This is a genomic window from Chitinophaga sp. GbtcB8, assembly GCF_019091455.1.
In the GTDB taxonomy this organism is placed as follows: domain Bacteria; phylum Bacteroidota; class Bacteroidia; order Chitinophagales; family Chitinophagaceae; genus Chitinophaga.
In genome coordinates, this window is sequence record NZ_JAGXJN010000027.1 from 70,523 (window position 1) to 96,184 (window position 25,662).

Sequence of the window (25,662 nt, forward strand, 5' to 3'; positions counted from 1 at the left end):
CTGAGGATTTATAACTGCTATTTACTGTGTGTAGCGCGGCGTTTGATCATACCGCCCTTGGTATCGTTAATATTATGTTGTACAATAAATGCCTTGCTGTCTATCTTTTCAATTTCATCAATGATCTTATGTACCTCCAGGCGGGTAACCACAGTGTAAATAATATCTATTTCATTATCTACATTACCACGCTTACCGAACCCGCTTTTGCCTTTATATACTGTTACGCCTTTTTTCAGCTTTAATGTAAGCGTTTTACGGATCAACTCACTCTCGGGCGATATAATGGTTAAGGCTATATATTCCTCAAAACCCTGGATAATAAAATCTACTGTTTTGGAAGCGGATAAATAGGTAAGCATGGCGTACATGGCCGTTTCTATATTGATCAGCACTGCAGCCACTCCAAAAATAAGGATGTTGAAGTACATGATCACCTCACCCATAGACAGCACCGTTTTACGGTTAATGTACAGCGCCAGCACTTCTGTACCATCCAGCACAGCGCCGCCCCGCACGCTCATACCAATACCGGCGCCCAGGAAAAAGCCGCCAAAGATGGCTATGAGCAGCTTATCGCTGGTAATAACCGGTACTTTTATGAATACCAGCGCCGTTGCCAATCCTATAATAGCAGCCAGCGCTTTAATGGTGAAGCCCAGGGAAAGCTGCTTGTAAGCCAGCAGTATAAAGGGAATGTTAATAACAATCAGCAGCACGGAAATAGACCAGCCGGTAAGGCGGCTAATGAGCAGGGAAATACCCGTTACGCCACCATCCAAAAACTCATTCGGCAGCAGGAAACCTTTTAACCCCAGCGCCGCCAGCAATACGCCGATCACGATGAGGATAACATCCTGCGTGTTTTGAATCAACCTTACCCGCGCCAGGCGGGCTTTTCTGGTGGAAGACATGGGTGAATTACGAATTACGGATTGTCAATTATGACCGCCTGAAGTGGGCATGAATGCCATTGAAAATAATTACAACCTCTCCTGGTGCCTTAACCACCGTTCCGGAATCTCATTATTACTGGCCAGCAAATAATCACTGTATGCGCAGGGCACAAAATCCTTACCGGGCAGCTGCATCCACCAGCGGCCGGTTTTTTTACTTTTCAGGAATACGGTATCTATATCGCCAAAGGCTATATGAAATTCCCAGAAAGCATCCCTTTCTTCCAGCAGCGCTTCCTTGTTCTTTACAGAGCGGCCGTCCATAAAGTACCACAGCATTTGCGCTATTTGTTTAGCGGTCAGCTGATCTTTATCCTTAGCCGGGTTATAACCGTAAATACCGTAGGTGCTAAGCTGGGTGCTCATGCCGGCGTAGCGGGATAGCGCGCAGGCTTCCTCCCCGCTGAAACCGTTGGGGGAAAGGCTGTTGGCCGGCGCATCCGTATGTTTAATGATGTTAATGTCCAGGCTGAAAAGGTCGGTGTTGCGCAGCACCGGTTCTGCTTCTTCCAGGTTCTCCCGTATCTTACCCAGGCGGTAACAGTCAAAGCGCAGCTTGTCCAGCGTTTCTAACATACGCGGGTGTACGAAATAGCTCTGGAAACCGATATGATTATAGTGTTTGATATAGTTAGGCTGCTCTGTAAGCATATCCATTAAAAAGCCGGTAGCCGGTATGGGGCTTTCTTCCTGCAGGTCTATCAGTGCATCGGCTATACTGGCTTCAATTACAAACTCCTGTTTTGCATAGGCCTGGTATTGTGCAAGGGTAAGATCATGTGAGCCGCCTAGTATGATCACTGGTTTTTGCAGCTGCAACAGCTCTCCCAGCACGGTACGCAGCGCGGCATAGGTATCGCCCAGGCTTACGCCCTGCTGCAGGTTGCCCAGGTCAGCTATCTTCACATCTTTATGCCAGTAAAATAATTTATAGAACTCACTGCGTATCAAATCAGGCGCATCTGTACTTTTTTTACCGGGGCCGTTGCCACGGTTCTCACCTACGCCCAGCAGAATAATGTCCGCGGCTTCCAGGTCAGGCAGCTGCCCGTCTTCAAATAGATCCGTGATACCGCCTATCTGGGCAATATCAAATTCCTCGTCTTCGTTCAGGGAGGCTTTGGAAAGGGGCTGTAAAAAATCATGCAGGTGCGTAAAGTCTGCCATTGCAATAAGTGGTTTGTTTGCCGGCAAACCTACAACAAGATTTTAAAAGTGAGATGATTTTACAATTTTTAAACCGGGAGAAGGTATTGTAACTAAATGAATTGCCCGTGTAGAATTGAAAAAGAAAGCGAATAAAGGGAGATGATTTTAACAAAAAGTTAGGAAAAAATTCAGACACACAGCGGGTTACAACAAATCTATTAGTATAAATCTGGGAGAGTAGATCAGGATTTTAGATGTAGGTTAGGAAATGTGTTAGACAGTTCTAAAATCGTAAATCCGGGATCATAAATAGTATCAGTTCTTGTGCACTACAAATTCAAAAGCGCGTTGCGTTTTCCTGGCAAAAACTTTTTCCAGTACGGAGCGTTTGCTGGTAACACGGCTCTTGTTGCAATCCACTACTTCCATGACAGCGCAGAGGTATTCCATAGTTTCTACGACAGTCAGCATTTCGCTGATTTGTTTAACAGCGAATTGTATCTGTTGCTCGTTATACCGCTCTTCGTGAAGTAAGATCAGTAAATCCCTTTCTACAGGTTTCATTGAGAAATAAGTTTGACGTTCCCTATAATTTTTCACCAGGGTTTTCAATAAGGAGGATAGGTTAGGTCTTGCTTAAGGTAAGATGGCTCTGTACTTACTTACTTTAGTGGCGAATCACTGATCAATGCATGCGTTTCTTATTCATAGTTGGGCAACCGCAATCGTTTTTCTTAAATACACTGCAACCCTGCAATACTAAACTCCCACACAAAAAAAAGATCAACAGCCATTTCATTTGTTTCATACTAATTATAACTAGCTTCTTTAATTTTAAATCCTTTCGTTATAAGAGTTTACCTTTTCTTAACAATACACCTTCTCTAATTTACGCTAAATTCGCAAAAAATTTTAAATTATTTGTCCACAAGCTACGCTTCAAAAAAAATACTGGTAGTACCGCTTGACTGGGGCCTGGGACATGCTACCCGCGACATTCCGCTCATCTACGAAATATTAAACGCTGGCTGCGAGGTTGTTATTGCAGCAGAGGGTAAACATGCCGCTCTTTTACAGCAGGAATTTCCGCAGCTCACCATCCTGCCACTGCCGGGTTACCGCATCCAGTACGCGCAAAAAGGCTGGTTCTTTGGCTGGAAAATAATGCAGCAGATCCCCCAGATCCTGAAAAGTATCCGCTATGAGCAGCAATGGCTGCAGGAAGTAGTAAAAACACATGGTATTCAGGGAGTTATTTCAGATAACCGCTTTGGACTGTACCACCCGGATATTCCCTGTGTGTTTATTTCTCACCAGCTGCTGATCAAAACACCCTTTGGCGGGGTTACAGAACGCATTTTACAAAAGCTTAATTATAAATACATTCGCCGCTACAGCGCCTGCTGGATCCCGGACTTTGCGGGGGACAATAATCTTTCCGGTATTTTGGGCCATCCCAAAGAGCTGCCGCCCCATACCAGCTATATTGGCTGCCTGAGCCGCTTTCAGCCCCGGGAGGGAGTAAAGCAGCTATACGATCTGCTGGTGCTCATTTCCGGCCCTGAGCCACAACGCTCCAACCTGGAAAAGCTGATCCTGGAACAAATAAAACAGCTGCCCATCCGCGCCCTTATTGTAAGCGGCAAGCCGGGCACACCCCATCAGGAACAGATCACGCCTAATGTGCGGCAGGTAAATCATATGAATGCACAGGAGCTGAATGAGGCCATGCTGGCCTCCGGCATGGTGCTGAGCCGCAGCGGTTACACCACGCTGATGGACCTAGCCAAGCTGAATAAAAAAGCCATCCTGGTGCCCACACCCGGCCAGTCAGAACAGGTATATTTAGGTGAATACCTGATGGAGAAAGGTTATTTCTACAGCATCCCGCAGGATAAATTCAACCTGGGCAAAGCCCTGGAAGCCGCTGCCAGCTTCCCTTTCCGCTCCTTCCAGCATGAGCAGGATATGGAGCAGTATAAAGAGGCCGTACGCAAGTTCCTGATGTGCTAATGTGCATATATGCAAATGTGCAAATGAAATGCAGCGGTTGCATACCATTTGCACATTTTTTGCATAACTGGCACATCAGCACATTCCCCCATCTGCACATCTGCATATTTGCACATCTACACATTTTTCGCATCCGCCCCCACATAGATCTTCCCATCCACCACCGCTACCGGCCGTTTCAGGAAAGTATATTCCTGCAATATCAGATCCCGGTAATCTTTTTCCGTTAAGGTTTTTTCATGTAAGCCCATAGGCCGGTACTTCTGACTGCGGCGGCTGAACAGCGCTTCATAGCTGCCCGCCAGCTTGGCCATTTCATCCAGCTGGGCCGGTGTAATGTGCTCCGTTTTAATGTCCTGCAATACAAATCCCTTTTTCTGTACACCGGTTTCCGCAATAATTTTCTTGCAGGTGCTGCAGCTCGACAAATGATACAATTTCTTCATGTTTATCCAGGTATAATTCCCCCTCAAACTTACACCTGCCGTAAAAACTTTCAAACTTTAAACTCCTAACTTTGCACATTACTCAAATTCACGTAGGTTTAGCGCATGCAAAAGAAATTGTTTTTACTGGATGCTATGGCACTCATTTACCGTGCTTATTATGCCCTGATCAGGAATCCACGGTTAACCACGGCCGGCCGTAATACCAACGCGCAGTTTGGTTTTACCACCACCCTGCTGGACCTCATCAATAAAGAAAAGCCCACGCATATGGCAGTGGCTTTTGATACCGCAGCACCCACAGAACGGCATACCTCCTTTGAAGCATATAAGGCCAACCGGCAGGAAGCCCCCGAAGATCTTACCGAGGCGCTGCCGGACATTAAGCGCATTATTGAAGGCTTTAACATACCCGTAATTGAAGTAGATGGTTATGAGGCGGATGATGTGATAGGCACCCTGGCCTGGCAGGCTGCCAACGTGGGTTACGACGTGTATATGGTAACACCGGATAAGGATTACGGGCAGCTGGTAAAAGAAAATGTATTCATTTACAAGCCGCCGTACATGGGCAATAAAGAGGAGATCATGGGCCCCAAAGAAATTTGCGCCAAGTGGCAGATCACAGATGTGCACCAGGTAATAGACATCCTGGGCCTGATGGGCGATGCGGTGGATAATATTCCCGGTATTGCCGGTATTGGCGAAAAAACCGCCATGAAGCTGCTGTCACAATACCATTCCCTGGAAAATGTGCTGGCCAATGCAGATACCATTGGCGGTAAAATGGGAGAAAAGATCAAGGCCGGATCTGCAGACGCTATCATGTCCAAACAGCTGGCTACTATTATCACCGATGTACCCTGCACTTTTCACGAAGAGGACTTTTGCATCAAGGAACCCAACAAAGAAAAGCTTACGGAAATTTTCACGGAGCTGGAGTTTAAAACCCTGGGTAAAAGAATTTTGGGCGATGGTTTTTCATCAGCCAACACAGAAGCGCCCCTACCCGCAAAACCACAGCAGCAGGACCTTTTCGGCAATATTGTAGAAGATACCAGCACCTTAGCCGCACGCGAAGAAAATGCAGACAGCGGCATTAATATCTTGCTGGCCGATAAGAACATTGATAATACGGAACATACCTACCGCCTGGTAGATACGCCGGAGAAAATAGCGGAGCTGATCGCACATTTACAACAGCAAAAAGAGATCTGTTTTGATACCGAAACCACCGGCACTGATGCCAATGCGGTGGAAATGGTGGGCATGAGCTTTGCCTGCTGCAAACATGAAGGCTGGTATGTACCGGTACCCACCGATCAGCAGGCTACCAAAGCAATCCTGGAAACTTTCCGCCCCCTGTTTGAAAATGAGCAGATCACTTTTATAGGGCAGAACATTAAGAACGTTATGCTGGTGCTGAAATGGTATGGCATGGAAATTAAAGGACCCATTTTTGATACCATGCTGGCCCATTACCTGATTGAGCCGGAAGGCCGGCGCGGCATGGATCTGCTGAGCGCACAGTACCTGCAGTACGCACCGGTATCCATTGAAACGCTCATTGGTAAAAAGGGCAAGAACCAGGGCAACATGCGCGATGTGGAGCTGGAAAAGATCAAGGAATATGCCGCGGAAGATGCCGACATTACCCTGCAGCTGAAAGAAAAATTTGTGCCGCTGCTCACGCAAAAAAGTGTTGACAAAGTTTTTTATGAAGTAGAAAATCCGCTGGTGCGCGTGCTTACGGATATGGAGTATGAAGGCATTGCGGTAAATAATCAAACCCTGTCCGATTACTCCCGCGAGCTGGAAGGTGAAATAAAAAGAGCGGAAGAAAGCGTGTACCAGCAGGCCGGCGTACGCTTTAACCTGGCATCGCCCAAACAGCTGGGAGAGGTGCTCTTTGAAAAGCTGCAGCTGGATCCCAAAGCCAAGAAGACCCGCACCGGGCAATACGCCACAGGCGAGGATGTGCTGGCAAAACTGTCTGTTAAGCACCAGATCGTGGAAGACATTCTTATTTTCCGCGAGCTAAGCAAGCTGAAATCAACTTACGTTGATGCGTTGCCGTTAATGATCAACAAACGCACCAACCGCATTCATACCTCTTACAACCAGGCCGTAGCCGTAACAGGACGTTTAAGCTCCAACAATCCTAACCTGCAGAATATTCCCATCCGTACAGACCGTGGCCGCGAAGTGCGTAAAGCGTTTGTGCCGCGTAATGAGGAATATGTATTACTCTCTGCCGACTATTCACAGATTGAGCTGCGCATTATTGCCGCCATTAGTGAGGATGCACAGATGATAGACGCCTTTCAGAAAGGGCTTGACATTCACGCGGCTACCGCGGCAAAAGTATATGGGGTAGATATGGCGGAGGTAACCTCCGACATGCGCCGCAATGCCAAAAGCGTAAACTTTGGTATCATATACGGGCAAAGCGCCTTTGGCCTGTCTGAAAACCTGGGCATACCCCGTTCAGAAGCCAAAATGCTTATTGATAACTATTTTACCCAGTACCCTTCTATTAAGGAGTATATGGAAAAACAGATCGGCTTTGCACAGAAGAACGGTTACGTACAAACGCAGCTGGGCCGCAAGCGCTGGCTAAAGGATATTAACTCATCCAACGCAGTAGTACGCGGTTATGCGGAGCGCAACGCCATTAACATGCCCATACAGGGCACAGCCGCTGATATGATAAAGCTGGCCATGATAGCGGTGCACAATACCTTTAAGCAGCATAACCTTAAATCCCGTATGATCTTGCAGGTACATGATGAGTTGGTGTTTGATGCCCACCATTCAGAGGTGGAAATCATTAAACCCCTTATACTGGAATGCATGCGCAATGCCCTGCCCCTGGCCGTTCCGGTAGAAGCGGAAATAGGCGCCGGCAAGAATTGGCTGGAAGCGCATTAGTCAATAATATTTACCACTTACTCACAGAACGCAGCAGCTTATTACCTGCTGCGTTCTTTTTATACAGGCAGGTTTCATAATGATCATGTGCCGGTTAAAAAACTGCATAATACCCGCAGTACAGGCCTGCGCAGCAATCCATGGATCAGGGTTTAATTTCCCGGTGGGAAAATTCCGCTATGATTTATCAATTTACTTTTGTACTTTATTTGATAAAAAACTCCCGTTGTAACCCAATAAAATATTAACAACTAGCAGCTTGTTATGCTTGTATTTCCCAAATACGTTTACTAGCTTTCGTTCATGATCCAAACATCAAGATTACAATTATTACCATGCTCCCTGCAGTACTTTGAAGCGCTGTTGCAGGGCAACGATGTTTTGGCGGATCTGCTGGGCATAGATATTCCGGAATACTGGACAGAGTTCCCGGAAATAATACTGGTTGCCTATGATAAGCTCCGGAACGATCCCTCCATGCTGGGCTGGTTCTTTTACCTGGTGATACACCGGGAAGACCGCCGCCTCATTGGCTCCGGCGGCTTTAAAGAACGGCCGGACAAGAACGGGATGGTAGAAATAGGTTATGAAATAACCGCCGATTACCGGGAACAGGGCTATGGTACGGAGCTGGCAGCAGCCCTTATACGCTTTGCTTTTAGCCATAACTACGTACAAAAGGTAGTAGCGCATACGGAAGAAGAATATAATGCCTCCGTAAAGATCCTGCAAAAAGCCGGGATGCAGTTTGCCGGCGAAGTATCCGACAAGGAAAATGAACAGCTCTGGCAATGGGCCATCACAAGAGAACAATACACCGCATTCGTACAAAAGGATCAGCTGGAAAGCCGCTCTTAGGGCTCCCGCTCATCCATCTTTTATACACCGCATTCCCATCATTCCCTTATTTTTGGCACCTCTCACCCCCCGGGGGGTAATAACTGGCAAACAACAAAACAAACTTGCAATCGTATGAAAAAATGGATCGTGTGCGCAGCACTACTCTCCTGTACCGCTGTAATGGCGCAGAACACCAACAAAGAAGGCAGCCATTACCAATTCACCACCATTAAAAACCTGGATGCCTATGATGTGCAGAACCAGGGTATGACGGGCACCTGCTGGTCTTTTTCCGGCCTTTCTTTTCTTGAATCGGAATTATTGCGCAGCGGTAAAGGCCAGGGCCTTAACCTGAGCGAAATGTTTGTAGTACGCAAAATGTACCCCCTTAAAGCAGCTAACTATGTGCGTATGCACGGCAAAGCTAATTTTGGCGAAGGCGGCGGTTTCCCCGATGACCTGTTGTGCCTGCGCCGTTATGGCCTGGTACCCCAAACCGTATATGATGGTAACCGTACCAAAATGTACAACCACGCTGAAATGGAAAGCCTGCTGGAAGGGTTTATAAAAAACATCGGCAACCGGGAAGGCACCATTAATCCCAGCTGGCAAAAAGCCTTTGACGGTGTGCTGGATAGCTACATGGGCGATGCACCTGAAAAGTTTGAATACAAAGGCAAATCATACACCCCGCAATCTTTTGCCAAAGAGCTGGGCCTGAATGCAGATGATTATGTGATCGTAACCTCCTTTACCCACCACCCTTATTACGAACAGTTTGTGCTGGAAGTACCGGACAACTGGAACTGGGAAAAGGTGTACAACGTACCCCTGAACGATATGATCAGCATTGCGGAAAACGCCATCAACACCGGTTACACCGTAGCCTGGGCGGCAGATGTAAGTGAAAAATATTTCAGCTTCCCCAACGGCCTGGCCATAGTGCCGGAAAAAGACTGGGATGAGATGACCGCAGAAGAGCGCAAGAAATTGTTTGAAGAACCAGGCACGGAAAAGAACATTACTCCTGAAGTGCGCCAGCTGGCTTTTGATAATTATGAAACCCAGGATGATCATGGTATGCACATAGTAGGCCTGGCAAAAGACCAGAATGGCAATAAATATTTCCGGGTTAAGAACTCCTGGGGTACCGGCAACTTCGGGCAGGGTTACTTTTATGCCTCTGTACCATACTTTGCTTACAAAACAACCAACATACTGGTTAACAAAAAATCTATCCCGGCAGATATAGCAAAGAAAATGGGGATTAAATAGAATTTCAAACTCCAGATCACAAACCAACGAAGGAGGTTCATAGAGACATTGAAAAGACTTTATGAACGGGATAAATGAAAAAGGGGAATGCTACGGATCGCGGCATTCCCCTTTTTCATTTATGATTTTACATTTGAAATTTTACATTCCCTCACGGCTTCCCTTCCAGCTTTTGCGTATACTGGTAAGTTCCCAACCGCAGCTTCACCGGCACACGCACCTGTTTTTCCAGCAGCCATTCCTGTTTGCAGAAAACGCCAAAATGCTGCTGGTAATAAGCCCCCGGTGCTACGGAAGTAACAGGCGTAAGCATATACACGGGCAAAGGCGCCCGCTTAACAGTATCAGCCCCGGGTGCGGGTAAGCGCAAACTCTGCGCACCGGCCCTGGTAGCCGCTAACAGCAATGCTGCCATCTCTATGTAACGTAATAATGTCTTCATTGTTAACCAATCAGTTCTAAGCTGCCGGCGCCTTCCCGGATCACTTCCGGTTCCGGCCCGGTAAGGTCTATTACGGTAGAAAAAGTAATACCTCCCATGCCACCATCCACCACAATATCCACGATCTTACCAAACTTTTCATGGATGATCTCCGGGTCCGTATATTCTTCCACGTAGTGTTCAACCGGTAAAGAAGTGCTCATTACCGGGTTGCCCAATTCCTTTACAATGGTACGGCAAATATTGTTATCCGGCACACGTATGCCCACCGCATCCCTTTTTGTCTTCAGCATTTTAGGCACCTGCTTGCTGGCCGGCAAAATAAAAGTATAAGGCCCGGGCAGCGCCTTTTTTAACATACGGAACACCGGTGTATCCACGCTTTTGGCGTAGTCCGACAAATGACTCAGATCATAACAGATAAAGGAAAAGTGCGCCTTCTTCGGATCTATCTGTTTAATGCGGCAAATACGTTCTATGGCTTTCGGGTGAGAGATATCGCATCCCATACCATATACAGTATCAGTAGGATAAATGATCACGCCACCATTCCGCAAACATTCCACAATCGTTTTCAAATGACGGACATTGGGATTTTCCGGGTGCAATTGTAATAGCATGAGCTCCAATTAAATGATGATAAATGATCTTATATAACAAAGGTAGTACCATTTCCTAAACTAAATTTTATATACCTTTCGGCCGATTTTTGTTTAAACCGGACTGAATGGAATTAAAAGGTATTGTACCCAGAACCTGGAAAAAACTGAGACGCGTACTGCTGATCCTGTTTATTGCACATTTCGTATACCTGATCTTGTTACGCTGGGTCAATCCTCCTATTACTATTACCATGATCTCCAGCTGGGTAAGCCTCTGGGGTACGGACAAACACTTTCACAAAACCTGGGCCGATTCGGAAGATATTTCCCAATACGCCAAGCTGGCCGTTATAGCCAGTGAGGATCAGCTGTTCCCCGACCATGATGGGTTTGATTTCAAATCCATTGAAAAAGCCATGAAGCATAACCAGAAAAGTAAAAAGATCCGCGGGGCCAGCACCATTAGCCAGCAGGTAGCCAAAAACGTGTTCTTATGGCAGGGCCGCAGCTGGGTGCGCAAAGGGCTGGAGGTGTATTTTACTTTTATGATAGAAAAGCTCTGGGGCAAAAAACGCATCCTGGAAATGTATATGAATGTGGCCCAAACCGGCGATGGTATTTTTGGTTTTGAAGCCGCCGCACAGCAATACTATCATAAATCTGCTGCTGCTTTAAACCGGGAACAGGCTGCTATGATCACGGCTGCCCTGCCTAACCCGGTAAAATATACAGTAAACCCGCCGGCACGCATCACCAGCTGGCGCCAGCGCAGGATCCTGATCCAGATGCGCAACCTCACCGGCGATCCTGATGTAGCAGCACTGGTAGTAGCAAAGCTGGAAACAAAGAAAACGTCTAAAAGAATGTAAAATTTTAAATATTATTTGTTCTTCAACGCATCCGCCGCTGCAATCGCCTTCGCTTCTCTTTCAGCATAGCTACCGCGTATATCCGCCCACGGTACTCCGCTGTTCATTACAATATCCCGGTAAATGCGGTAAAAATATTCCCGCATCTGCGGATCAGGATACTCCCGCTGCGGATCATTTTCCCAGGGAATATCTATATAGGTAAGTAAATACAGGTCGTACCGGCGGCTGGCAATCTGTTCCAGTATCTGCGGATCGCACTGGCCGTATTTATGCTCGCTCCAAACTTTGATCACGTACAGGTCTGTATCGCAGATCAGCAGGTCGCTGGCCTGCTGTGCTTTTTCGTCTTCCAGCTGTAGCTGCCCCCTGGCAATGGCCAGCAGGTCATGCTGCTCATAGGGCCTGGACAGGTTTTCAATATATTCCCGTGCATACTCCGGCGTCCACACCGTGTTGTAATGTGCAGCCAGCTTTTGGCTCAGCGTGCTTTTGCCGGTTGATTCCGGTCCCAGTACTACTATCTTAAACATGCAGGGCATTTTTTTCCTGTGCTTCCCAGATCTTTTTCCAGCTGAAATAGCCCATTATAGCTACTATGAACAGGAAGATGGTCAGTAATGCAGTGGGATATAATTTTTTATGGAACAGCAGCGGCACTGCCACCAGGTTAGATACATTCAATACCACCCAGTTCTCAATTTTCCGCTTGGCCAGCAGCCACATGCCGGCGCAGGCAGTGGCAGATACAAAGGCATCTACCAGCGGTACATCGGAATTGGAAAAATTCCTTAACAGCACATAGAACAGCCCCCAGCCAAACAGGGCTATCAGCACGGTCACTATCCACTCCCGCCGGGTAGCCCAGGCCACTGCAGTAGTGTGCTGCTGCGCATCTTTATGTGCCCAGTGGTACCAGCCATATACGCTCATCACAAAATAATAGGCATTCAGCGTAGCCTCTGCATACAGGCGGAACTGCTCCCGCGATAGCAGGTACACATAAATGCCCGTGCTTACCAAACCGGTAGGGTATAGCCAAATGCTGTTCTGTTTGCTGCAAACCACGCTGATGGCGCCAAACAGGGCGGCAATGATCTCCAGCCAGCTCATGGCATGCACGCCATCCAGCAGGCTTTGGTATATGGCCTGAAAATTCATGGTGCAAATGTAATCGGTAGGGGGAAATAAAAAAGCACAGTCGCTAAGACTGCGCTCCTTTTAACACTATCATTCTTCTCAACTATGGCTTATTATTCTGCTTCCGCCACTACTTCCCTTACTTCAGGTATCATGCGTTTCATCATGCCTTCAATACCTGCTTTTAAGGTGATCATGGAAGAAGGGCAACCGGAGCAGGACCCCTGCAGCATCAGTTTCACCACGCCTTCGTTATAGTCCTTGAACTGTATAGCGCCACCGTCCATTTCAACGGCAGGTTTCACATAGTTCTCCAGTAATTCTTTAATACGTTTTACCACGTCACTGTCATCAGCACTTACTTCATTAGTGGCCGCTGTTTTTGTTACCACAATCTCCTCCTCGTTAATAATGGGGCGGTTATCTTCCAGGTATTCTTTCAGGAATGCCTTAATGGAAGGTATCACATCCATCCAGTCTGTATCAGGAGTTTTGGTAAGGGTAATAAAATTGGCCATTATAAATACGCCCCGTATAAAGGGGAAGCTGAACAGCTCCACGGCCAGGGGAGAAGGTTTCGCGCTGGCCTCATCAGGGAAATCAATGCTTTTACCGGGATACAGGAGCTTGTTAGCCACAAACTTCATGGTTTCCGGGTTCGGCGTCATTTCCGTATAGATACTGATGATGGGATTGCCTGTTTTAATCATTTTCTTAACCTTATTTAACACTGCGAAGGTAGCAACTTTCAGCCAGAAAGTTGGAACGCCCGGCCGGATATTCCATCGATTTTTACAATAGGCTTATAGGCAAATGATTATATTCGTTTAGAATAAACCATTTGAAGCACCGTTTTAAACACTTTTCTTATGTTATACAAAAAGCTATCAACCAGCACAGAAAAGGCATTGAACGAGCAGGTGGAGCTGGAAGCCGCCTCATCCCAATACTACCTGGCTATGGCTTCCTGGGCCGATGTGCAGGGTTATAACGGCATTGCCCAGTTCCTGTTCCGGCATTCCGACGAAGAGCGCATCCACATGCTCAAGCTGCTTACCTTCATTAATGACCGCGGTGGTTTTGCGATTGTACCTGCGCTGAAACAGCCCCCTTTAGAGTTTAAGAACATACATGATATTTTTGAGCAGGTGCTGAAACATGAAATACTGGTATCTACAGAGATCAATAAGCTGGTAGAGCTTTGCCTGCAGGAGAAAGACTATACCACGCACACCTTCCTGCAATGGTATGTGAATGAGCAGATCGAAGAAGAAAAAATGGCCAGCAAGATCCTGGATAAGCTGAAGCTCATCGGGGAGGACAAAGGCGGTTTATACATTTTTGACCGGGATATGGGCGCCATGCGTACAGAAGATCAACACTAAAGTGTGACAGCATAGGATTGCAAGTTGTTTTAATTCTGTTTATTTTGTATAACAAATTACATCTATGCAATCTAAGAGAACGCTAAAGGCACGCAAACGCGTAGCGCTGATAGCGCATGATCATAAAAAGGGGGAGCTGGTAGAGTGGGCCGTTTATAATAAAACCGTTTTAAGCCGCCATGAGCTTTATGCCACCGGCACTACCGGCAAGCTGCTGGAAGAGCACCTGGACGTACCCGTGCGTAAAATGCTAAGCGGCCCCCTGGGCGGCGATCAGCAGATTGGCTCCATGGTGGCGGAAGGTGATATTGATGCGGTGATCTTTTTCTGGGACCCTATGGAGGCGCTGCCCCATGATCCTGATATTAAAGCGCTGCTGCGTTTGTGCGCCGTTTGGAACATTCCAATGGCCTGCAACCGCACCAGCGCTGATTTTTTGCTTACCTCCCCGCTCATGCACCAGGATTACGAAGTGCTGCTAACGGATTATTCCCAGTACCTGGGACGGAAGGTGAGTAGTGTTCAGTAGTTTTATTCGGGTTTTATTGCAGTGCAATTGGTATGCTTCCCTCCTAAAAGGGCTCCGTAATTGCGGTGACATTGCTGCGCAACTCCTCCCCCCTACATAAAACCCTACATCTTTTTTAACACGGGAAAGTTGACCTTGGTCAATTTAGTGCGCTGCCTGGTAATGTTCCTTCAGCACATCCTCGCCAAAATCATTTTTCAGGTCGCGCAGCACGGTGTGCACATGGTTGCCGTTGTTCTGGGTATTATCATATTCTATTAATATGGCGGGGTTTTGTATGCGGTAATAATGCCCGCCGCCCCAGGCGCTAGCGCCTGCCCAGGCAAAGTGCATATTGTTCCAGCCGGCAGTTTTAATTTCTTTCAGTAAAATATCGGCCATCAGCTTGGTATAATTATCAATATACACTGCTACCAGCTGTTGCAGCATTTGCTGCTGCCGCGGGTTCATCTGGCTATAAGCAAGGCCCGGAGGGTCCAGCAGCATAGCTTTGCGCTGGTTGCCGGTAATAATTTCCCGGGGCGCATCCGTTTGTATCATGGCCTGCTGCAGCTGTGTTTTGTCCAAAGAATGCAGCAGCTCAAAACCCAGCACGGCTTCCTGTTTTAATACCTGTTTGCCTTTTTCCGGCCCGGAGGGCACTATACCTGGGTTGGAGCCAAAGAAAGAAGGGGTGCTGGCTATCAGCGTATTATTAGCGGCAGAAAAGTTCAGGCTTACGTGGTGCCCTTCCAGCCGCCAGCCCCAGGGCTTTTGCGGCCCCGGCTCCCCGAATACCGAAAAGTAGTAGTTGGCAGGGTCCCGGTAATGATCATCTGCCCCGCGGTTTTCCAGTACCTTCAGCACATTTTCCAGCGCAATAATAGACGTAGCTTTTTTATATCCCTGTGCGCTCATACAGGTTTGCAGCAGGTGCAGCGCCGCAGCTTGCTGCTGCTTATTCATGGCTTTTAAAGGCAATCCCTTGCGCGGCATGGGCACAAAGTTCCAGTGAAAGCGCTCTGCATCGTCCCAGGTAAATACGGCCTGCTGCCGGGTACCGGCATCCAGTGTTTGCAGGAACTGCTGCGCCGCAGTAGTAATATCTTTCCCGGTAGATTGTGCATAGGTGTAGCTGCTGATCAGCAACAGGCCTGGTAGTAAAGTACGGAAGAGCATAAGCGTGGAAATTGTTGAAACAAAATAGTAAAACGCATCAATATGTAGGGTACATGTTTGATGTGTGGCACACTTTTTACTTATTTTCGCACTTTTAGCATTTTAAAGTAACGCATTGTAGATGAATGTGAAGCAATTGGCAGCAGGTATCATGTTACTGTGTTGCATAGTAACATCCTTACACGCACAGCTACCCCCCAAAAGGGAACTCAGGGCCGTATGGATAGCCACCGTGGAAAATATAGACTGGCCTTCCCGCAGGGGTTTGAGTACAGAACAGCAAAAGCAGGAGTTTATTGATATACTGGACCGGCAGCAGCGCAACGGCATGAATGCCGTAGTGGTACAGGTACGCCCGGCCACCGATGCATTTTATGCATCCCCCTTTGAGCCCTGGTCAGAATTTTTAACCGGCTCACAGGGGCAGGCCCCCAATCCTTATTATGATCCGCTGGAGTTTATGGTAACGGAAACCCATAAACGCGGTATGGAGTTCCATGCCTGGTTTAACCCCTACCGTGCAGTATTCAATGTAGGCCGCAGCAGCATCGCCCCTAACCATATTACCCGCCTGCGCCCGCAGTGGTTTGTTACCTACGGCGATAAAAAATATTTTGACCCCGGCATTCCCGAAGCCCGTGTTTATGTAACACAGATCATTAAAGATGTGGTAACCCGGTATGATATTGATGCCGTACATTTTGACGATTACTTTTACCCTTACCGCATTCCCGGCAAAGAGTTCCCGGATAATAATTCCTACCGCCAGTATGGTAATAATATGATGCGGGACGACTGGCGCCGCCAGAATGTGGATACGTTTGTGCACATGGTAAGCCTGGCCATTAAAGCCGCCAAACCCTGGGTTAAGTTCGGCGTAAGCCCCTTTGGCGTATGGCGTAACCATAATAAAGATATGGAAGGCTCCTACACCACCGGCGGTCAAACCAATTACGACGATCTGTTTGCCGATGTGCTCAAATGGCTGAAGAATGGCTGGATCGATTATGTAGCGCCCCAGCTGTATTGGGAAACCGGCCACCGCCTGGTAGCTTATGAGGTGCTGCTGAACTGGTGGGCGCAGCACGGCTACGGCCGGCATGTGTACATTGGCCACGGCGTATACCGCATTAACAGCAACGCTGCCTGGCGCAATCCCAACGAGCTGCCCCGGCAAATAGCAGAAGCCCGTACACTGAACACAATACAGGGCAGCATCTTTTACAGCAATAAATCCTTTTCCGGTAATCCCCTGGGTATAGAAGATAGTTTGCACAATCACCTGTACCGCTACCCGGCACTGCGCCCGTTAATGCCCTGGCTGGGCCAGCAGCAGGCGCCTAAATCCCCTTATTTTATAGATGCTTTTGAACGGGCCAATGGCCTGCAGCTCTATTGGTCAGATGATGATACCCTGCATCGCACACAGCAATATGTGCTGTATCGTTTTGAAGGTACGGAAGTAGTGAACCTGAACGACCCTACGAAAATACTGGCCCTGGTACCACAAATGCCTGACCCGCAGTTTACCGATATGACCTACCAGAAAGGCCATATCTATACTTATGTGGTAACCGCGCTGGACCGTATGCAGAATGAAAGTTTTTCCAGTGAGCCGCTGCGCACGAAGGTGCAGAATGGGAAAACCATTTTTATATTCCCGTAAACAGGTTAAACATTTATTTATCAATAAATTAAGTGATAAAAGAATTGTCATACGGGGACGGCAAAAATGATGTATTTTTAATATTATGCCTGGCAATATCCCCCAAACTATTCGATTATACAGGATCCTGCATATAGACAACCTTTGTAACACTTTGCAATTTGGCATCTGTAATAAAAACCATGCAAATGCAAATCCGGATTATGTGTCAATAGGTAGTGCAGATGTCATAGGCAAAAGAACCCATCATCCGGTCAAAATAAAAGATTATGGGCGTATAGGAGATTATGTTCCTTTTTATTTTACACCCTGTTCTATCATGTTATTTAATATTCTGACAGGGCATAATGTACAAAAGTGCTCTCCCGGCTCAATAGTTCATGTGCTATGTAATATGGAATCACTCATACAGCCTGGTATCCGTTACTTCTTTACAGATGGCCAGGCAAATACGGCTATTTCTAAACATTTATACCGGTTAGAAGATCTGCAGCTAATTGATTGGGAAGTAATATCATCCGGGATTTTAAAAAAACAGAAAAAGATCCCGATAGACCCCGAAGATACCAGGCCGAATTTTTGATTCGTAATTATGTACCAGTAAACCACATTAAAGAGATAGTTGTATATGATAAAAGCTGTGCTACCTTTGCAAAGGAAGAAGTACAAAAGCTAATTTATCAATACCTGTTTCTATTAAAAAGGCTTACTATTTCAATCGTTAAGAATGATACAATACATAACAGGTAACCTGCTTAATTCAGATGCAAGTGCTTTAGTGAATACCGTCAATACCGTTGGTGTAATGGGGAAGGGCCTGGCATTGCAGTTCAGGGAGGCTTTTCCTGTTAATTATAAAAAATACGTGGATGCCTGTAAAGCTCAACAGCTAAATATTGGAACATTATTAATAGTTCAGGATCACAATGAGTTTTTGGGAGAAAAAACAATAATCAACTTCCCTACAAAAAAGCACTGGCGTCAATCTTCTAAATACGAATATATTGAAGCCGGCCTAACAGCCCTTGTTGAGGCTATTCAGGATAATGATATACAGAGTATAGCCTTGCCCCCCCTGGGATGCGGAAACGGGGGTTTAGACTGGCAAATAGTAAAGCCGCTTATAGAAAACCGCTTGTCAACCCTTAATTCTACTATTTATATATATGAGCCCAATAAGGCAATAAAAGAATTATTACAGCAGGAACAATCCCCAAAAAAAGAAATTATGTTAAACCCTGTAAGAGCCCAGTTTTTGTATCTGATGTTTTATTATGAGAATTTGGGCGAACACAATAGCCTGTTTTCTGCTAATAAACTGGCCTATTTTTTACAATTGGCCGGTGAAAAAATGCAGATGGATTTTATTCCGCACCTTTTTGGTCCCTATTCTTCTAAAATAGCGGATGTTTTATATGCATTAAACGGGAAATATTTAAAAGGCTTTGAACAAAAGCAGGCAAAAGCATTTGAACCACTCTTTCTGAATCATGAAAGAAAGGAAGAGGTTGAAAACTACGTTCAAACACAATTAACCAGCGAACAAAAGGATCGGCTAAAACAGCTGCTTCAATTAATAGATGGCTTTCAGTCAGAGCTTTCTTTAGAAGTATTAGCTTCCGTTGCATATATACTTTGCCGAAACCCCGCATATACCCCTGCAGCGGTTTTTCAGGAGATCCAGCAATGGAATGAGCGCAAAAGTGAACTGATACGTAAAGAACATGTAGATATCGCCTATAATCATCTAAAAGCACATCGCAATCTCCTGCGGTCAGCATAGACAGCCAATCACAAGTATCACTACTTCCGGGTAAACCCGGATATTAATCCTCCCCTGCAAAACAAGTTTTAATAATAAGGCACTTTCCTGCCATGCCTGCCCCTAATGGAATATTACCCTTCTCCTCTGGCTCAACTAGCACTTTTGTGTAGCCTGTTTTTTCATTAAATTCAACTTATTTCCGTTTAATTTTAATTTTTTCTAAATTTTTGGGTATAAACAAATGTTTATGTAAAAAATACTGCGTTCTTTTAGTATCTTTAAACCGTTCCCGAAATAATAATGGTACTTCTCCCGGCCAGCAACAGCTTAAAAGGTGTAGTGTACCTGATACAAAAATTTAAACGAATGCTTGAAGTGAGAAAACAGGAAGGCCTGTATCGTCCGGAATTTGAACATGACGCCTGCGGAACTGGTTTTACGGCCCACATTAAAGGCCGTAAGTCTCACCAGATTGTGCGGGATGCCCTGACGATGCTGGAAAACATGGAACACCGTGGTGCCTGCGGTTGTGAGCGCACTACCGGCGACGGCGCCGGTATCCTGATCCAGATGCCGCATGAATTTTTTTATGACGAGTGCCTGAAGATCGGGATTGCGCTGCCGGAATTCGGCAAATATGGCGTAGGACAGATCTTTTTCCCCAAAGAACCCCGCTGGCGCGAAGAGTGCCGCGAGATCTTTGAACGGGCGGCAGAGAAGCTTGGACTGGATATACTGGGTTACCGCAAAGTGCCGGTACGCCCCGATGGCATTGGTGAAAGCGCCCTTTCCGTAGAACCGGAAATTGAGCAGGTATTTATTGCCTGCCCTTATCATATTGCAGACGCAGAAACGTTTGAACGCAAACTCTTCGTACTGCGTAACTATATTTCCAAAACCGTACGTAATACGGTGCCAAAAGAAAAGGCGCTGTTCTATATCTCATCCCTTTCTTACAAAACCATTGTATATAAAGGACAGCTCACCACTTACCAGGTACGCCATTATTATCCTGACCTGAGTGATGAGAAAATGGTATCCGCCTTTGCGCTGATCCACTCCCGTTTTGCCACCAACACCTTCCCCAGCTGGCGCCTGGCCCACCCTTACCGCTACATTGCGCATAATGGTGAGATCAATACGCTGAAAGGGAACCTCAACTGGCTGCGTGCAGGCGAGCGGGATTTTGTAACCAGGCATTTTTCCAAAGAAGAGCTGGACATGCTGCTGCCTATTGTAGAAGAAGGCCAGTCAGACTCCGCCAGCCTGGATAATGTAATAGAGCTGCTCACCATGACAGGCCGCTCACTGCCGCATGTAATGATGATGCTGATACCGGAAGCCTGGGATGGTAATGATGATATGGATCCGGCCAAGAAAGCATTCTATGAATACCACGCTTCTTTAATGGAACCCTGGGACGGCCCTGCTTCCATCTCCTTTACAGATGGTAAGATCATTGGCGCCACGCTGGACCGTAACGGTCTGCGCCCCAGCCGTTTTGTAGTAACCAAGGACGACCGCGTGATCATGGCTTCAGAAGCCGGGGTACTGCCAATAGATCCTAAGAATATTAAAGAAAAAGGCCGCCTGCAGCCCGGCAAAATGTTCATAGTAAATATGGACGAGGGCCGCATTATTGGCGATGAGGAGCTGAAGCAAACCATTTGCACCCAGCAGCCTTATGCCGAGTGGCTGAATAAATACAAGATCCGCCTGGAAGAGCTGCCGGAGCCGCGCATAGCCTTTACGCACCTGGAGCACGACCAGATCTTCAAATACCAGCGCGCATTTGGTTACACCACCGAGGACCTGGACCAGATCATTGCGCCCATGGCCCTGGACGGTAAAGAGCCCATTGGCTCTATGGGTACGGATGTGCCGCTGGCCGTGCTGAGCGATCAGCCCCAGCACCTGAGCAGCTACTTTAAACAGCTGTTTGCACAGGTAACCAACCCGCCCATTGATCCTATCCGGGAAAGGCTGGTAATGTCGCTGGCTACCTTTGTAGGTAACAACGGCAACCTGCTGGATGAAGATCCGCTGCACTGCCATGGCCTGGCCCTGCGCCACCCGATCCTGAATAATCATGAGCTGGAAAAGATCCGCAGTATTGATACCGGTATTTTCCAGGCTAAAACCTTACAAACATATTTTAAGGCTGATGGTAAGCCCGGCTCTTTGGAAAAAGGCCTGGCCCGTTTATGCCGCTACGCGGTAGATGCCGTGGAAGATGGTTTTGAGGTGGTGATCCTCTCTGACCGTTCTATTGATTCTGAGCACGCGCCCATTCCGTCTTTGCTGGCAGCATCCGCCGTACACCACCACCTCATCCGCAAGGGTTACCGTGGCCAGGTAGGGCTGATTGTAGAAGCCGGAGATGTATGGGAAGTACACCACTTTGCCGCCCTGTTAGGTTTTGGCGCTACTGCCATTAACCCTTACCTGGCGCTCAGCACCATCCGCGATATGAAGCTGAGTGGCAAGCTGGAAACAGAGTACGATGTGGATAAGCTGAAGAAGAACTACATCAAGGCAGTATGCGAAGGCCTGCTGAAAGTGTTCTCTAAAATGGGTATCTCTACCCTGCAGTCTTACCAGGGTGCGCAGATCTTTGAAATACTGGGTATTAATCAACAGGTAGTAGATAAATATTTTGCCGGCGCCGTATCCCGTATACAGGGCATGGGCCTGGATGAAATAGCCCGCGAAACGCTGGCAAAACACTGGATGGGTTTTGGCCGTAAGGAAACACCCGTACAGCGTTTAACCGTAGGCGGTGTATACCAGTGGAAACGGAAAGGTGAGTTCCACCTCTTTAACCCCACTACCATACACCTGCTGCAATATTCTACCCGCCAGGGCGATTACAGCCTGTTTAAAAAATATTCCAAAGCAGTAAATGAGCAGAGCGAAAAAGCCTGCACATTACGCAGCATGTTTGCTTTCAAACGCACCCGCCCCTCCGTTCCCATTGAGGAAGTGGAAGCAGCGGAGATTATCCTGAAACGTTTTGCTACCGGCGCTATGAGCTTTGGCTCTATCTCGCACGAGGCCCACTCCACCCTGGCAATTGCCATGAACCGGATTGGCGCTAAAAGCAATACCGGTGAAGGTGGTGAGGATGAGCTGCGTTATGAGCAGCTGCCCAATGGCGACAGCATGCGTTCTGCCATTAAACAGGTAGCCAGCGCCCGCTTTGGGGTTACCAGCTACTACCTTACCAATGCAGATGAGCTGCAGATCAAAATGGCACAGGGCGCCAAACCCGGTGAGGGTGGCCAGCTGCCCGGCCATAAGGTGGATGACTGGATTGCAAAAGTGCGGCACTCCACCCCGGGTGTAGGCCTCATTTCCCCGCCACCACACCATGATATTTATTCTATTGAGGATCTAGCACAGCTGATCTTTGACCTGAAGAATGCTAACCGCGCCGCACGTATCAGCGTTAAGCTGGTATCTAAAGCCGGTGTAGGTACCATTGCAGCCGGTGTGGCCAAAGCCCATGCGGATGTAGTGCTGATCTCCGGTCATGATGGCGGTACCGGCGCCTCCCCGATAAGCTCTATCAAACACGCCGGTTTACCCTGGGAGCTGGGCCTGGCAGAAACACATCAGACCCTGGTGCGTAATAAGCTCCGCAGCCGCGTAGTGGTACAATCCGATGGCCAGCTGAAGACCGGCCGCGATATTGCCATTGCTACTTTGCTGGGGGCTGAGGAATGGGGCGTAGCCACTGCTGCCCTGGTAGTAGAAGGTTGCATCATGATGCGTAAGTGCCATGTGAATACCTGCCCGGTAGGGGTAGCCACACAGGATCCTGAGCTGCGCAAACGCTTTTCCGGTAATGCAGATCACGTAGTGAACCTGTTTAAATTCCTGGTTGAAGAGCTACGCGAGATCATGGCCGACCTGGGCTTCCGTACCATCAATGAAATGGTGGGCCAGGTAGAATCCCTGCAGGTGCGTGAAGGAGTGGATCACTGGAAGTATAAAACACTGGACCTCTCATCCATCCTGTACCGCGAGCCTTCAGCTCCGGAAGTAGGGTTATACAAACAGGAAGAGCAGGACCACGGTATCAGCGAAGTGCTGGACTGGCAGCTGCTGAAAGCCGCACAGCCTGCGCTGGACAAGAAAACACGCGTGTTCCAGCAGTTCAGTGTAAAAAATACAGACCGTACCATTGGTACTATCTTAAGCAACGAAATATCCAAACGTTATAAGGGCGAAGGATTACCGGAAGATACCATTCACTTTAAATTCCAGGGCTCTGCAGGGCAAAGCTTTGGCGCCTTTAACACACGCGGCGTAACGCTGGAGCTGGAAGGCGAAGCCAATGACTATTTTGGTAAAGGATTGTCCGGCGCCAAAATCATTGTATACCCGCACGCAGAAGCAGGTTTTAAAGCAGAGGAAAATATTATTGCCGGTAACGTAGCCTTGTATGGCGCTACCTCTGGTGAGGCCTACATCCGCGGTAAGGCAGGCGAACGTTTTTGCGTACGTAACTCCGGCGCTACCGTAGTAGTAGAAGGTACCGGCGATCACGGTTGTGAATACATGACCGGCGGCCGCGCTGTAATACTGGGCGAAACAGGCCGCAACTTTGGCGCAGGCATGAGCGGTGGTATTGCTTATGTGTATGATGTAAAAGGCACGTTTGCAGGCAGGTGTAATAAAGACATGATCGACCTGGATCCGCTGGAACAGGAAGATGTGAGCAAGCTGCACGACCTGGTCACCAAACACCACGCCTACACGAACAGTACCGTAGCCAAGTTCATATTAAAAGACTGGGAAAATCAGTTACGCCATTTTGTAAAGGTGTTCCCGAAAGAATACAAGGCGGTGTTGAAGATTGCAACGTCTGCACCGGAAGAAAGCCAGCAGGTGAAAAAATCCTGATCGTAAAAACGCCTTGTTACTTAACAATTAAAGAATCAGAGAGATGGGTAAACCAACAGGATTCCTGGAATTCACACGCGAGCTGCCGGGCAAAACAGACCCGAAGCAAAGAACGCAGCATTATAATGAGTTTGTAGAACGCTACAGCGAGCCTAAGCTGAATAACCAGGCCGCGCGTTGTATGAACTGCGGCGTACCCTTTTGCCACAGCGGCTGCCCGCTGGGTAACGTGATCCCGGAGTTTAATGATGCAGTATATCATAAAGACTGGAAAGAAGCATATGACATTCTTTCCAGCACCAATAACTTCCCCGAATTTACCGGCCGTATATGCCCCGCGCCTTGCGAAAGTGCATGTGTACTGGGTATTAACCAGCCGCCGGTAGCTATTGAGGAAATAGAAAAGCACATTATAGAAATTGCTTTTGATAAAGGGCTGGTGCTGGCCAAAATACCGCGTGTACGCACCGGTAAAAAAGTAGCCGTAATAGGTTCCGGCCCCGCCGGCCTGGCTGCTGCCGCACAGCTCAATTATGCCGGCCACCAGGTAACCGTGTTTGAAAGGGATGATGCCCCGGGCGGATTATTACGCTACGGCATCCCGGATTTCAAGCTGGAAAAATGGATCATCGATCGCCGTATCAAGCTAATGGAAGAAGAAGGCGTAGAGTTCCGCTGTAATGCCAATGTAGGCGTTAACGTTAGTGTGAGCGATCTGCTGCGGGAATACAATGCCATTGTGCTGGCAGGTGGTTCCACCATTCCCCGCGACCTGGCTATCCCCGGCCGTGAGCTGAATGGGGTGCACTTTGCCATGGATTTCCTGAAACAGCAGAACAAAAGGGTAAGCAGCCGCCCTGTAGGTGCGGAAGACATTTGGGCTACCGGAAAGAATGTGGTAGTGATTGGCGGGGGCGATACCGGCTCTGACTGTGTAGGCACCTCCAACCGCCATGGTGCAGTAAGCATTGCCCAGCTGGAGCTGCTGCCCAAACCGCCGGGTGAGCGTACACCGTACATGCCCTGGCCTACCTATCCCATGGTGCTGAAAACATCTTCTTCTCACGAAGAAGGCGCTAACCGCCACTGGGCCATCGCAACCAAAGAATTTGTGGGCGATGAGAACGGAAACCTGAAAGGCCTGAAGCTGGTGGACATTCAATGGTCCACAGGTACAGACGGCCGTCCGGGTGGATTTAAAGAAGTACCGGGCTCTGAAAGGGAACTTCCCTGTGAGCTGGCGCTGCTGGCTATGGGTTTCACCAATCCGCAGCACACCGGTATGCTGGATGATCTGGGTGTGGAAAAAGATGAACGCGGCAATGTAAAGGCTACTGAAAAAGCGTACCAGACCTCTGTTCCCAAAGTATTTACTGCCGGCGACATGCGCCGCGGACAATCTTTGGTGGTATGGGCTATCAGTGAAGGCCGGGAGTGCGCGCGTAAAGTAGATGAGTTCCTGATGGGTACCTCCCAGCTGGAAAGCAAGGATCATTCCTTACAAGCAATGGCTATTTGATAACTTATATAAAGTTTTCTCATAAGCAGGTTTAGATTTTGTTGTAACCTTCAGCCGGGCTGGGTTTTT

The 25,662-nt window shown here is 47.7% G+C and carries 21 protein-coding genes and 1 pseudogene; 12 read left to right on the forward strand and 10 right to left on the reverse strand.

What is annotated here, in order from left to right:
- Positions 1–17: 17 nt before the first annotated feature.
- From KVT36_RS21585 to KVT36_RS21595, 3 genes are all read right to left on the reverse strand, one after another.
- Entirely contained in the window at positions 18–914 is an 897-nt protein-coding gene (locus tag KVT36_RS21585) for a YitT family protein (RefSeq protein WP_217605522.1), read from the reverse strand.
- Between the two features lie 69 nt (positions 915–983).
- Complete coding sequence (locus KVT36_RS21590; protein ID WP_217605523.1) at positions 984–2,123, reverse strand: formimidoylglutamase; 1,140 nt, start codon at positions 2,121–2,123, stop codon at positions 984–986.
- A 297-nt stretch (positions 2,124–2,420) separates the two neighbouring features.
- A complete protein-coding gene (locus tag KVT36_RS21595) occupies positions 2,421–2,669 on the reverse strand; it encodes a hypothetical protein (RefSeq protein ID WP_089906920.1) in 249 nt (82 codons plus the stop codon).
- Between the two features lie 357 nt (positions 2,670–3,026).
- Here KVT36_RS21595 and KVT36_RS21600 point away from each other — a divergent pair, with 357 nt between their 5' ends.
- The gene (locus tag KVT36_RS21600; protein ID WP_217605524.1) at positions 3,027–4,118 is read left to right on the forward strand and encodes a glycosyltransferase; all 1,092 of its coding nucleotides are present in this window, start codon (positions 3,027–3,029) and stop codon (positions 4,116–4,118) included.
- Positions 4,119–4,234: 116 nt separating this feature from the next.
- On the opposite strand, the gene KVT36_RS21605 is transcribed toward KVT36_RS21600, so the two are convergent.
- Positions 4,235–4,564 (reverse strand): arsenate reductase family protein, encoded by a 330-nt coding sequence (locus KVT36_RS21605; protein WP_089908352.1) that lies wholly within the window; start codon positions 4,562–4,564, stop codon positions 4,235–4,237.
- 105 nt (positions 4,565–4,669) lie between these two features.
- Here KVT36_RS21605 and polA point away from each other — a divergent pair, with 105 nt between their 5' ends.
- The 3 genes from polA (at position 4,670) to KVT36_RS21620 (ending at position 9,610) form a co-directional block, all read left to right on the forward strand.
- Positions 4,670–7,495: a DNA polymerase I gene (polA, locus tag KVT36_RS21610; protein ID WP_217605525.1), complete on the forward strand. Its 2,826-nt coding sequence runs from the start codon at positions 4,670–4,672 to the stop codon at positions 7,493–7,495.
- A gap of 303 nt (positions 7,496–7,798) precedes the next feature.
- A complete protein-coding gene (locus tag KVT36_RS21615; RefSeq protein ID WP_217605526.1) occupies positions 7,799–8,353 on the forward strand; it encodes a GNAT family N-acetyltransferase in 555 nt (184 codons plus the stop codon).
- A 114-nt stretch (positions 8,354–8,467) separates the two neighbouring features.
- Entirely contained in the window at positions 8,468–9,610 is a 1,143-nt protein-coding gene (locus tag KVT36_RS21620; protein WP_217605527.1) for an aminopeptidase C, read from the forward strand.
- A gap of 151 nt (positions 9,611–9,761) precedes the next feature.
- Here the strand turns inward: KVT36_RS21620 and KVT36_RS21625 are convergent, their stop codons facing one another.
- Positions 9,762–10,052 (reverse strand): hypothetical protein, encoded by a 291-nt coding sequence (locus KVT36_RS21625; protein WP_217605528.1) that lies wholly within the window; start codon positions 10,050–10,052, stop codon positions 9,762–9,764.
- A 2-nt stretch (positions 10,053–10,054) separates the two neighbouring features.
- Positions 10,055–10,672, reverse strand: coding sequence for an L-threonylcarbamoyladenylate synthase (locus KVT36_RS21630; protein WP_217605529.1), 618 nt, complete (start codon positions 10,670–10,672; stop codon positions 10,055–10,057).
- A 107-nt stretch (positions 10,673–10,779) separates the two neighbouring features.
- On the opposite strand from KVT36_RS21630, the gene mtgA reads away from it, so the two are divergent.
- Entirely contained in the window at positions 10,780–11,523 is a 744-nt protein-coding gene (gene mtgA, locus KVT36_RS21635) for a monofunctional biosynthetic peptidoglycan transglycosylase (protein WP_217605530.1), read from the forward strand.
- A gap of 11 nt (positions 11,524–11,534) precedes the next feature.
- Here mtgA and KVT36_RS21640 read toward each other — a convergent pair whose 3' ends face one another.
- From KVT36_RS21640 to KVT36_RS21650, 3 genes are all read right to left on the reverse strand, one after another.
- A complete protein-coding gene (locus KVT36_RS21640; RefSeq protein ID WP_217605531.1) occupies positions 11,535–12,056 on the reverse strand; it encodes an AAA family ATPase in 522 nt (173 codons plus the stop codon).
- Positions 12,049–12,684, reverse strand: a complete 636-nt coding sequence (pnuC, locus tag KVT36_RS21645) for a nicotinamide riboside transporter PnuC (protein ID WP_217605532.1) — start codon at positions 12,682–12,684, stop codon at positions 12,049–12,051. Before pnuC ends, KVT36_RS21640 begins: the two co-directional genes overlap by 8 nt.
- Before the next feature lie 92 nt (positions 12,685–12,776).
- Complete coding sequence (locus KVT36_RS21650; RefSeq protein ID WP_089906930.1) at positions 12,777–13,373, reverse strand: NifU family protein; 597 nt, start codon at positions 13,371–13,373, stop codon at positions 12,777–12,779.
- A 159-nt stretch (positions 13,374–13,532) separates the two neighbouring features.
- Between KVT36_RS21650 and KVT36_RS21655 the strand changes: the two genes are divergently transcribed.
- Complete coding sequence (locus KVT36_RS21655) at positions 13,533–14,048, forward strand: ferritin (RefSeq protein WP_217605533.1); 516 nt, start codon at positions 13,533–13,535, stop codon at positions 14,046–14,048.
- A gap of 64 nt (positions 14,049–14,112) precedes the next feature.
- Positions 14,113–14,577, forward strand: coding sequence for a methylglyoxal synthase (locus KVT36_RS21660; RefSeq protein WP_217605534.1), 465 nt, complete (start codon positions 14,113–14,115; stop codon positions 14,575–14,577).
- Between the two features lie 144 nt (positions 14,578–14,721).
- Here the strand turns inward: KVT36_RS21660 and KVT36_RS21665 are convergent, their stop codons facing one another.
- Positions 14,722–15,735, reverse strand: coding sequence for a DUF3500 domain-containing protein (locus KVT36_RS21665; protein ID WP_217605535.1), 1,014 nt, complete (start codon positions 15,733–15,735; stop codon positions 14,722–14,724).
- Positions 15,736–15,856: 121 nt separating this feature from the next.
- Between KVT36_RS21665 and KVT36_RS21670 the strand changes: the two genes are divergently transcribed.
- The 5 genes and pseudogenes from KVT36_RS21670 to KVT36_RS21695 all read left to right on the forward strand — a co-directional run bounded on the left by KVT36_RS21670 (position 15,857) and on the right by KVT36_RS21695 (position 25,593).
- A complete protein-coding gene (locus KVT36_RS21670; protein ID WP_217605536.1) occupies positions 15,857–17,401 on the forward strand; it encodes a glycoside hydrolase family 10 protein in 1,545 nt (514 codons plus the stop codon).
- 85 nt (positions 17,402–17,486) lie between these two features.
- Positions 17,487–18,151: pseudogene (locus KVT36_RS33255) on the forward strand (DUF4433 domain-containing protein).
- Positions 18,129–19,184: a macro domain-containing protein gene (locus KVT36_RS21685; RefSeq protein WP_217605539.1), complete on the forward strand. Its 1,056-nt coding sequence runs from the start codon at positions 18,129–18,131 to the stop codon at positions 19,182–19,184. Before KVT36_RS33255 ends, KVT36_RS21685 begins: the two are co-directional and overlap by 23 nt.
- A 348-nt stretch (positions 19,185–19,532) precedes the next feature.
- Entirely contained in the window at positions 19,533–24,074 is a 4,542-nt protein-coding gene (gene gltB / locus KVT36_RS21690; protein WP_217605540.1) for a glutamate synthase large subunit, read from the forward strand.
- A 43-nt stretch (positions 24,075–24,117) separates the two neighbouring features.
- Complete coding sequence (locus tag KVT36_RS21695) at positions 24,118–25,593, forward strand: glutamate synthase subunit beta (protein WP_217605541.1); 1,476 nt, start codon at positions 24,118–24,120, stop codon at positions 25,591–25,593.
- The last annotated feature ends 69 nt before the right edge of the window (positions 25,594–25,662 follow it).

Bases quoted from the DNA above. Each gene is read 5' to 3' on its own strand.
- pnuC (WP_217605532.1), bottom strand. From the start codon at position 12,684: ATGAATTTTCAGGCCATATACCAAAGCCTGCTGGATGGCGTGCATGCC.
- KVT36_RS21650 (WP_089906930.1), bottom strand. From the start codon at position 13,373: ATGATTAAAACAGGCAATCCCATCATCAGTATCTATACGGAAATGACG.
- KVT36_RS21695 (WP_217605541.1), top strand. From the start codon at position 24,118: ATGGGTAAACCAACAGGATTCCTGGAATTCACACGCGAGCTGCCGGGC.
- mtgA (WP_217605530.1), top strand. From the start codon at position 10,780: ATGGAATTAAAAGGTATTGTACCCAGAACCTGGAAAAAACTGAGACGC.
- KVT36_RS21620 (WP_217605527.1), top strand. From the start codon at position 8,468: ATGAAAAAATGGATCGTGTGCGCAGCACTACTCTCCTGTACCGCTGTA.
- KVT36_RS21605 (WP_089908352.1), bottom strand. From the start codon at position 4,564: ATGAAGAAATTGTATCATTTGTCGAGCTGCAGCACCTGCAAGAAAATT.
- KVT36_RS21660 (WP_217605534.1), top strand. From the start codon at position 14,113: ATGCAATCTAAGAGAACGCTAAAGGCACGCAAACGCGTAGCGCTGATA.
- gltB (WP_217605540.1), top strand. From the start codon at position 19,533: ATGCTTGAAGTGAGAAAACAGGAAGGCCTGTATCGTCCGGAATTTGAA.
- KVT36_RS21630 (WP_217605529.1), bottom strand. From the start codon at position 10,672: ATGCTATTACAATTGCACCCGGAAAATCCCAATGTCCGTCATTTGAAA.
- KVT36_RS21615 (WP_217605526.1), top strand. From the start codon at position 7,799: ATGATCCAAACATCAAGATTACAATTATTACCATGCTCCCTGCAGTAC.
- polA (WP_217605525.1), top strand. From the start codon at position 4,670: ATGCAAAAGAAATTGTTTTTACTGGATGCTATGGCACTCATTTACCGT.
- KVT36_RS21665 (WP_217605535.1), bottom strand. From the start codon at position 15,735: ATGCTCTTCCGTACTTTACTACCAGGCCTGTTGCTGATCAGCAGCTAC.
- KVT36_RS21640 (WP_217605531.1), bottom strand. From the start codon at position 12,056: ATGTTTAAGATAGTAGTACTGGGACCGGAATCAACCGGCAAAAGCACG.
- KVT36_RS21655 (WP_217605533.1), top strand. From the start codon at position 13,533: ATGTTATACAAAAAGCTATCAACCAGCACAGAAAAGGCATTGAACGAG.
- KVT36_RS21670 (WP_217605536.1), top strand. From the start codon at position 15,857: ATGAATGTGAAGCAATTGGCAGCAGGTATCATGTTACTGTGTTGCATA.
- KVT36_RS21685 (WP_217605539.1), top strand. From the start codon at position 18,129: ATGATACAATACATAACAGGTAACCTGCTTAATTCAGATGCAAGTGCT.
- KVT36_RS21595 (WP_089906920.1), bottom strand. From the start codon at position 2,669: ATGAAACCTGTAGAAAGGGATTTACTGATCTTACTTCACGAAGAGCGG.
- KVT36_RS21585 (WP_217605522.1), bottom strand. From the start codon at position 914: ATGTCTTCCACCAGAAAAGCCCGCCTGGCGCGGGTAAGGTTGATTCAA.
- KVT36_RS21625 (WP_217605528.1), bottom strand. From the start codon at position 10,052: ATGAAGACATTATTACGTTACATAGAGATGGCAGCATTGCTGTTAGCG.
- KVT36_RS21590 (WP_217605523.1), bottom strand. From the start codon at position 2,123: ATGGCAGACTTTACGCACCTGCATGATTTTTTACAGCCCCTTTCCAAA.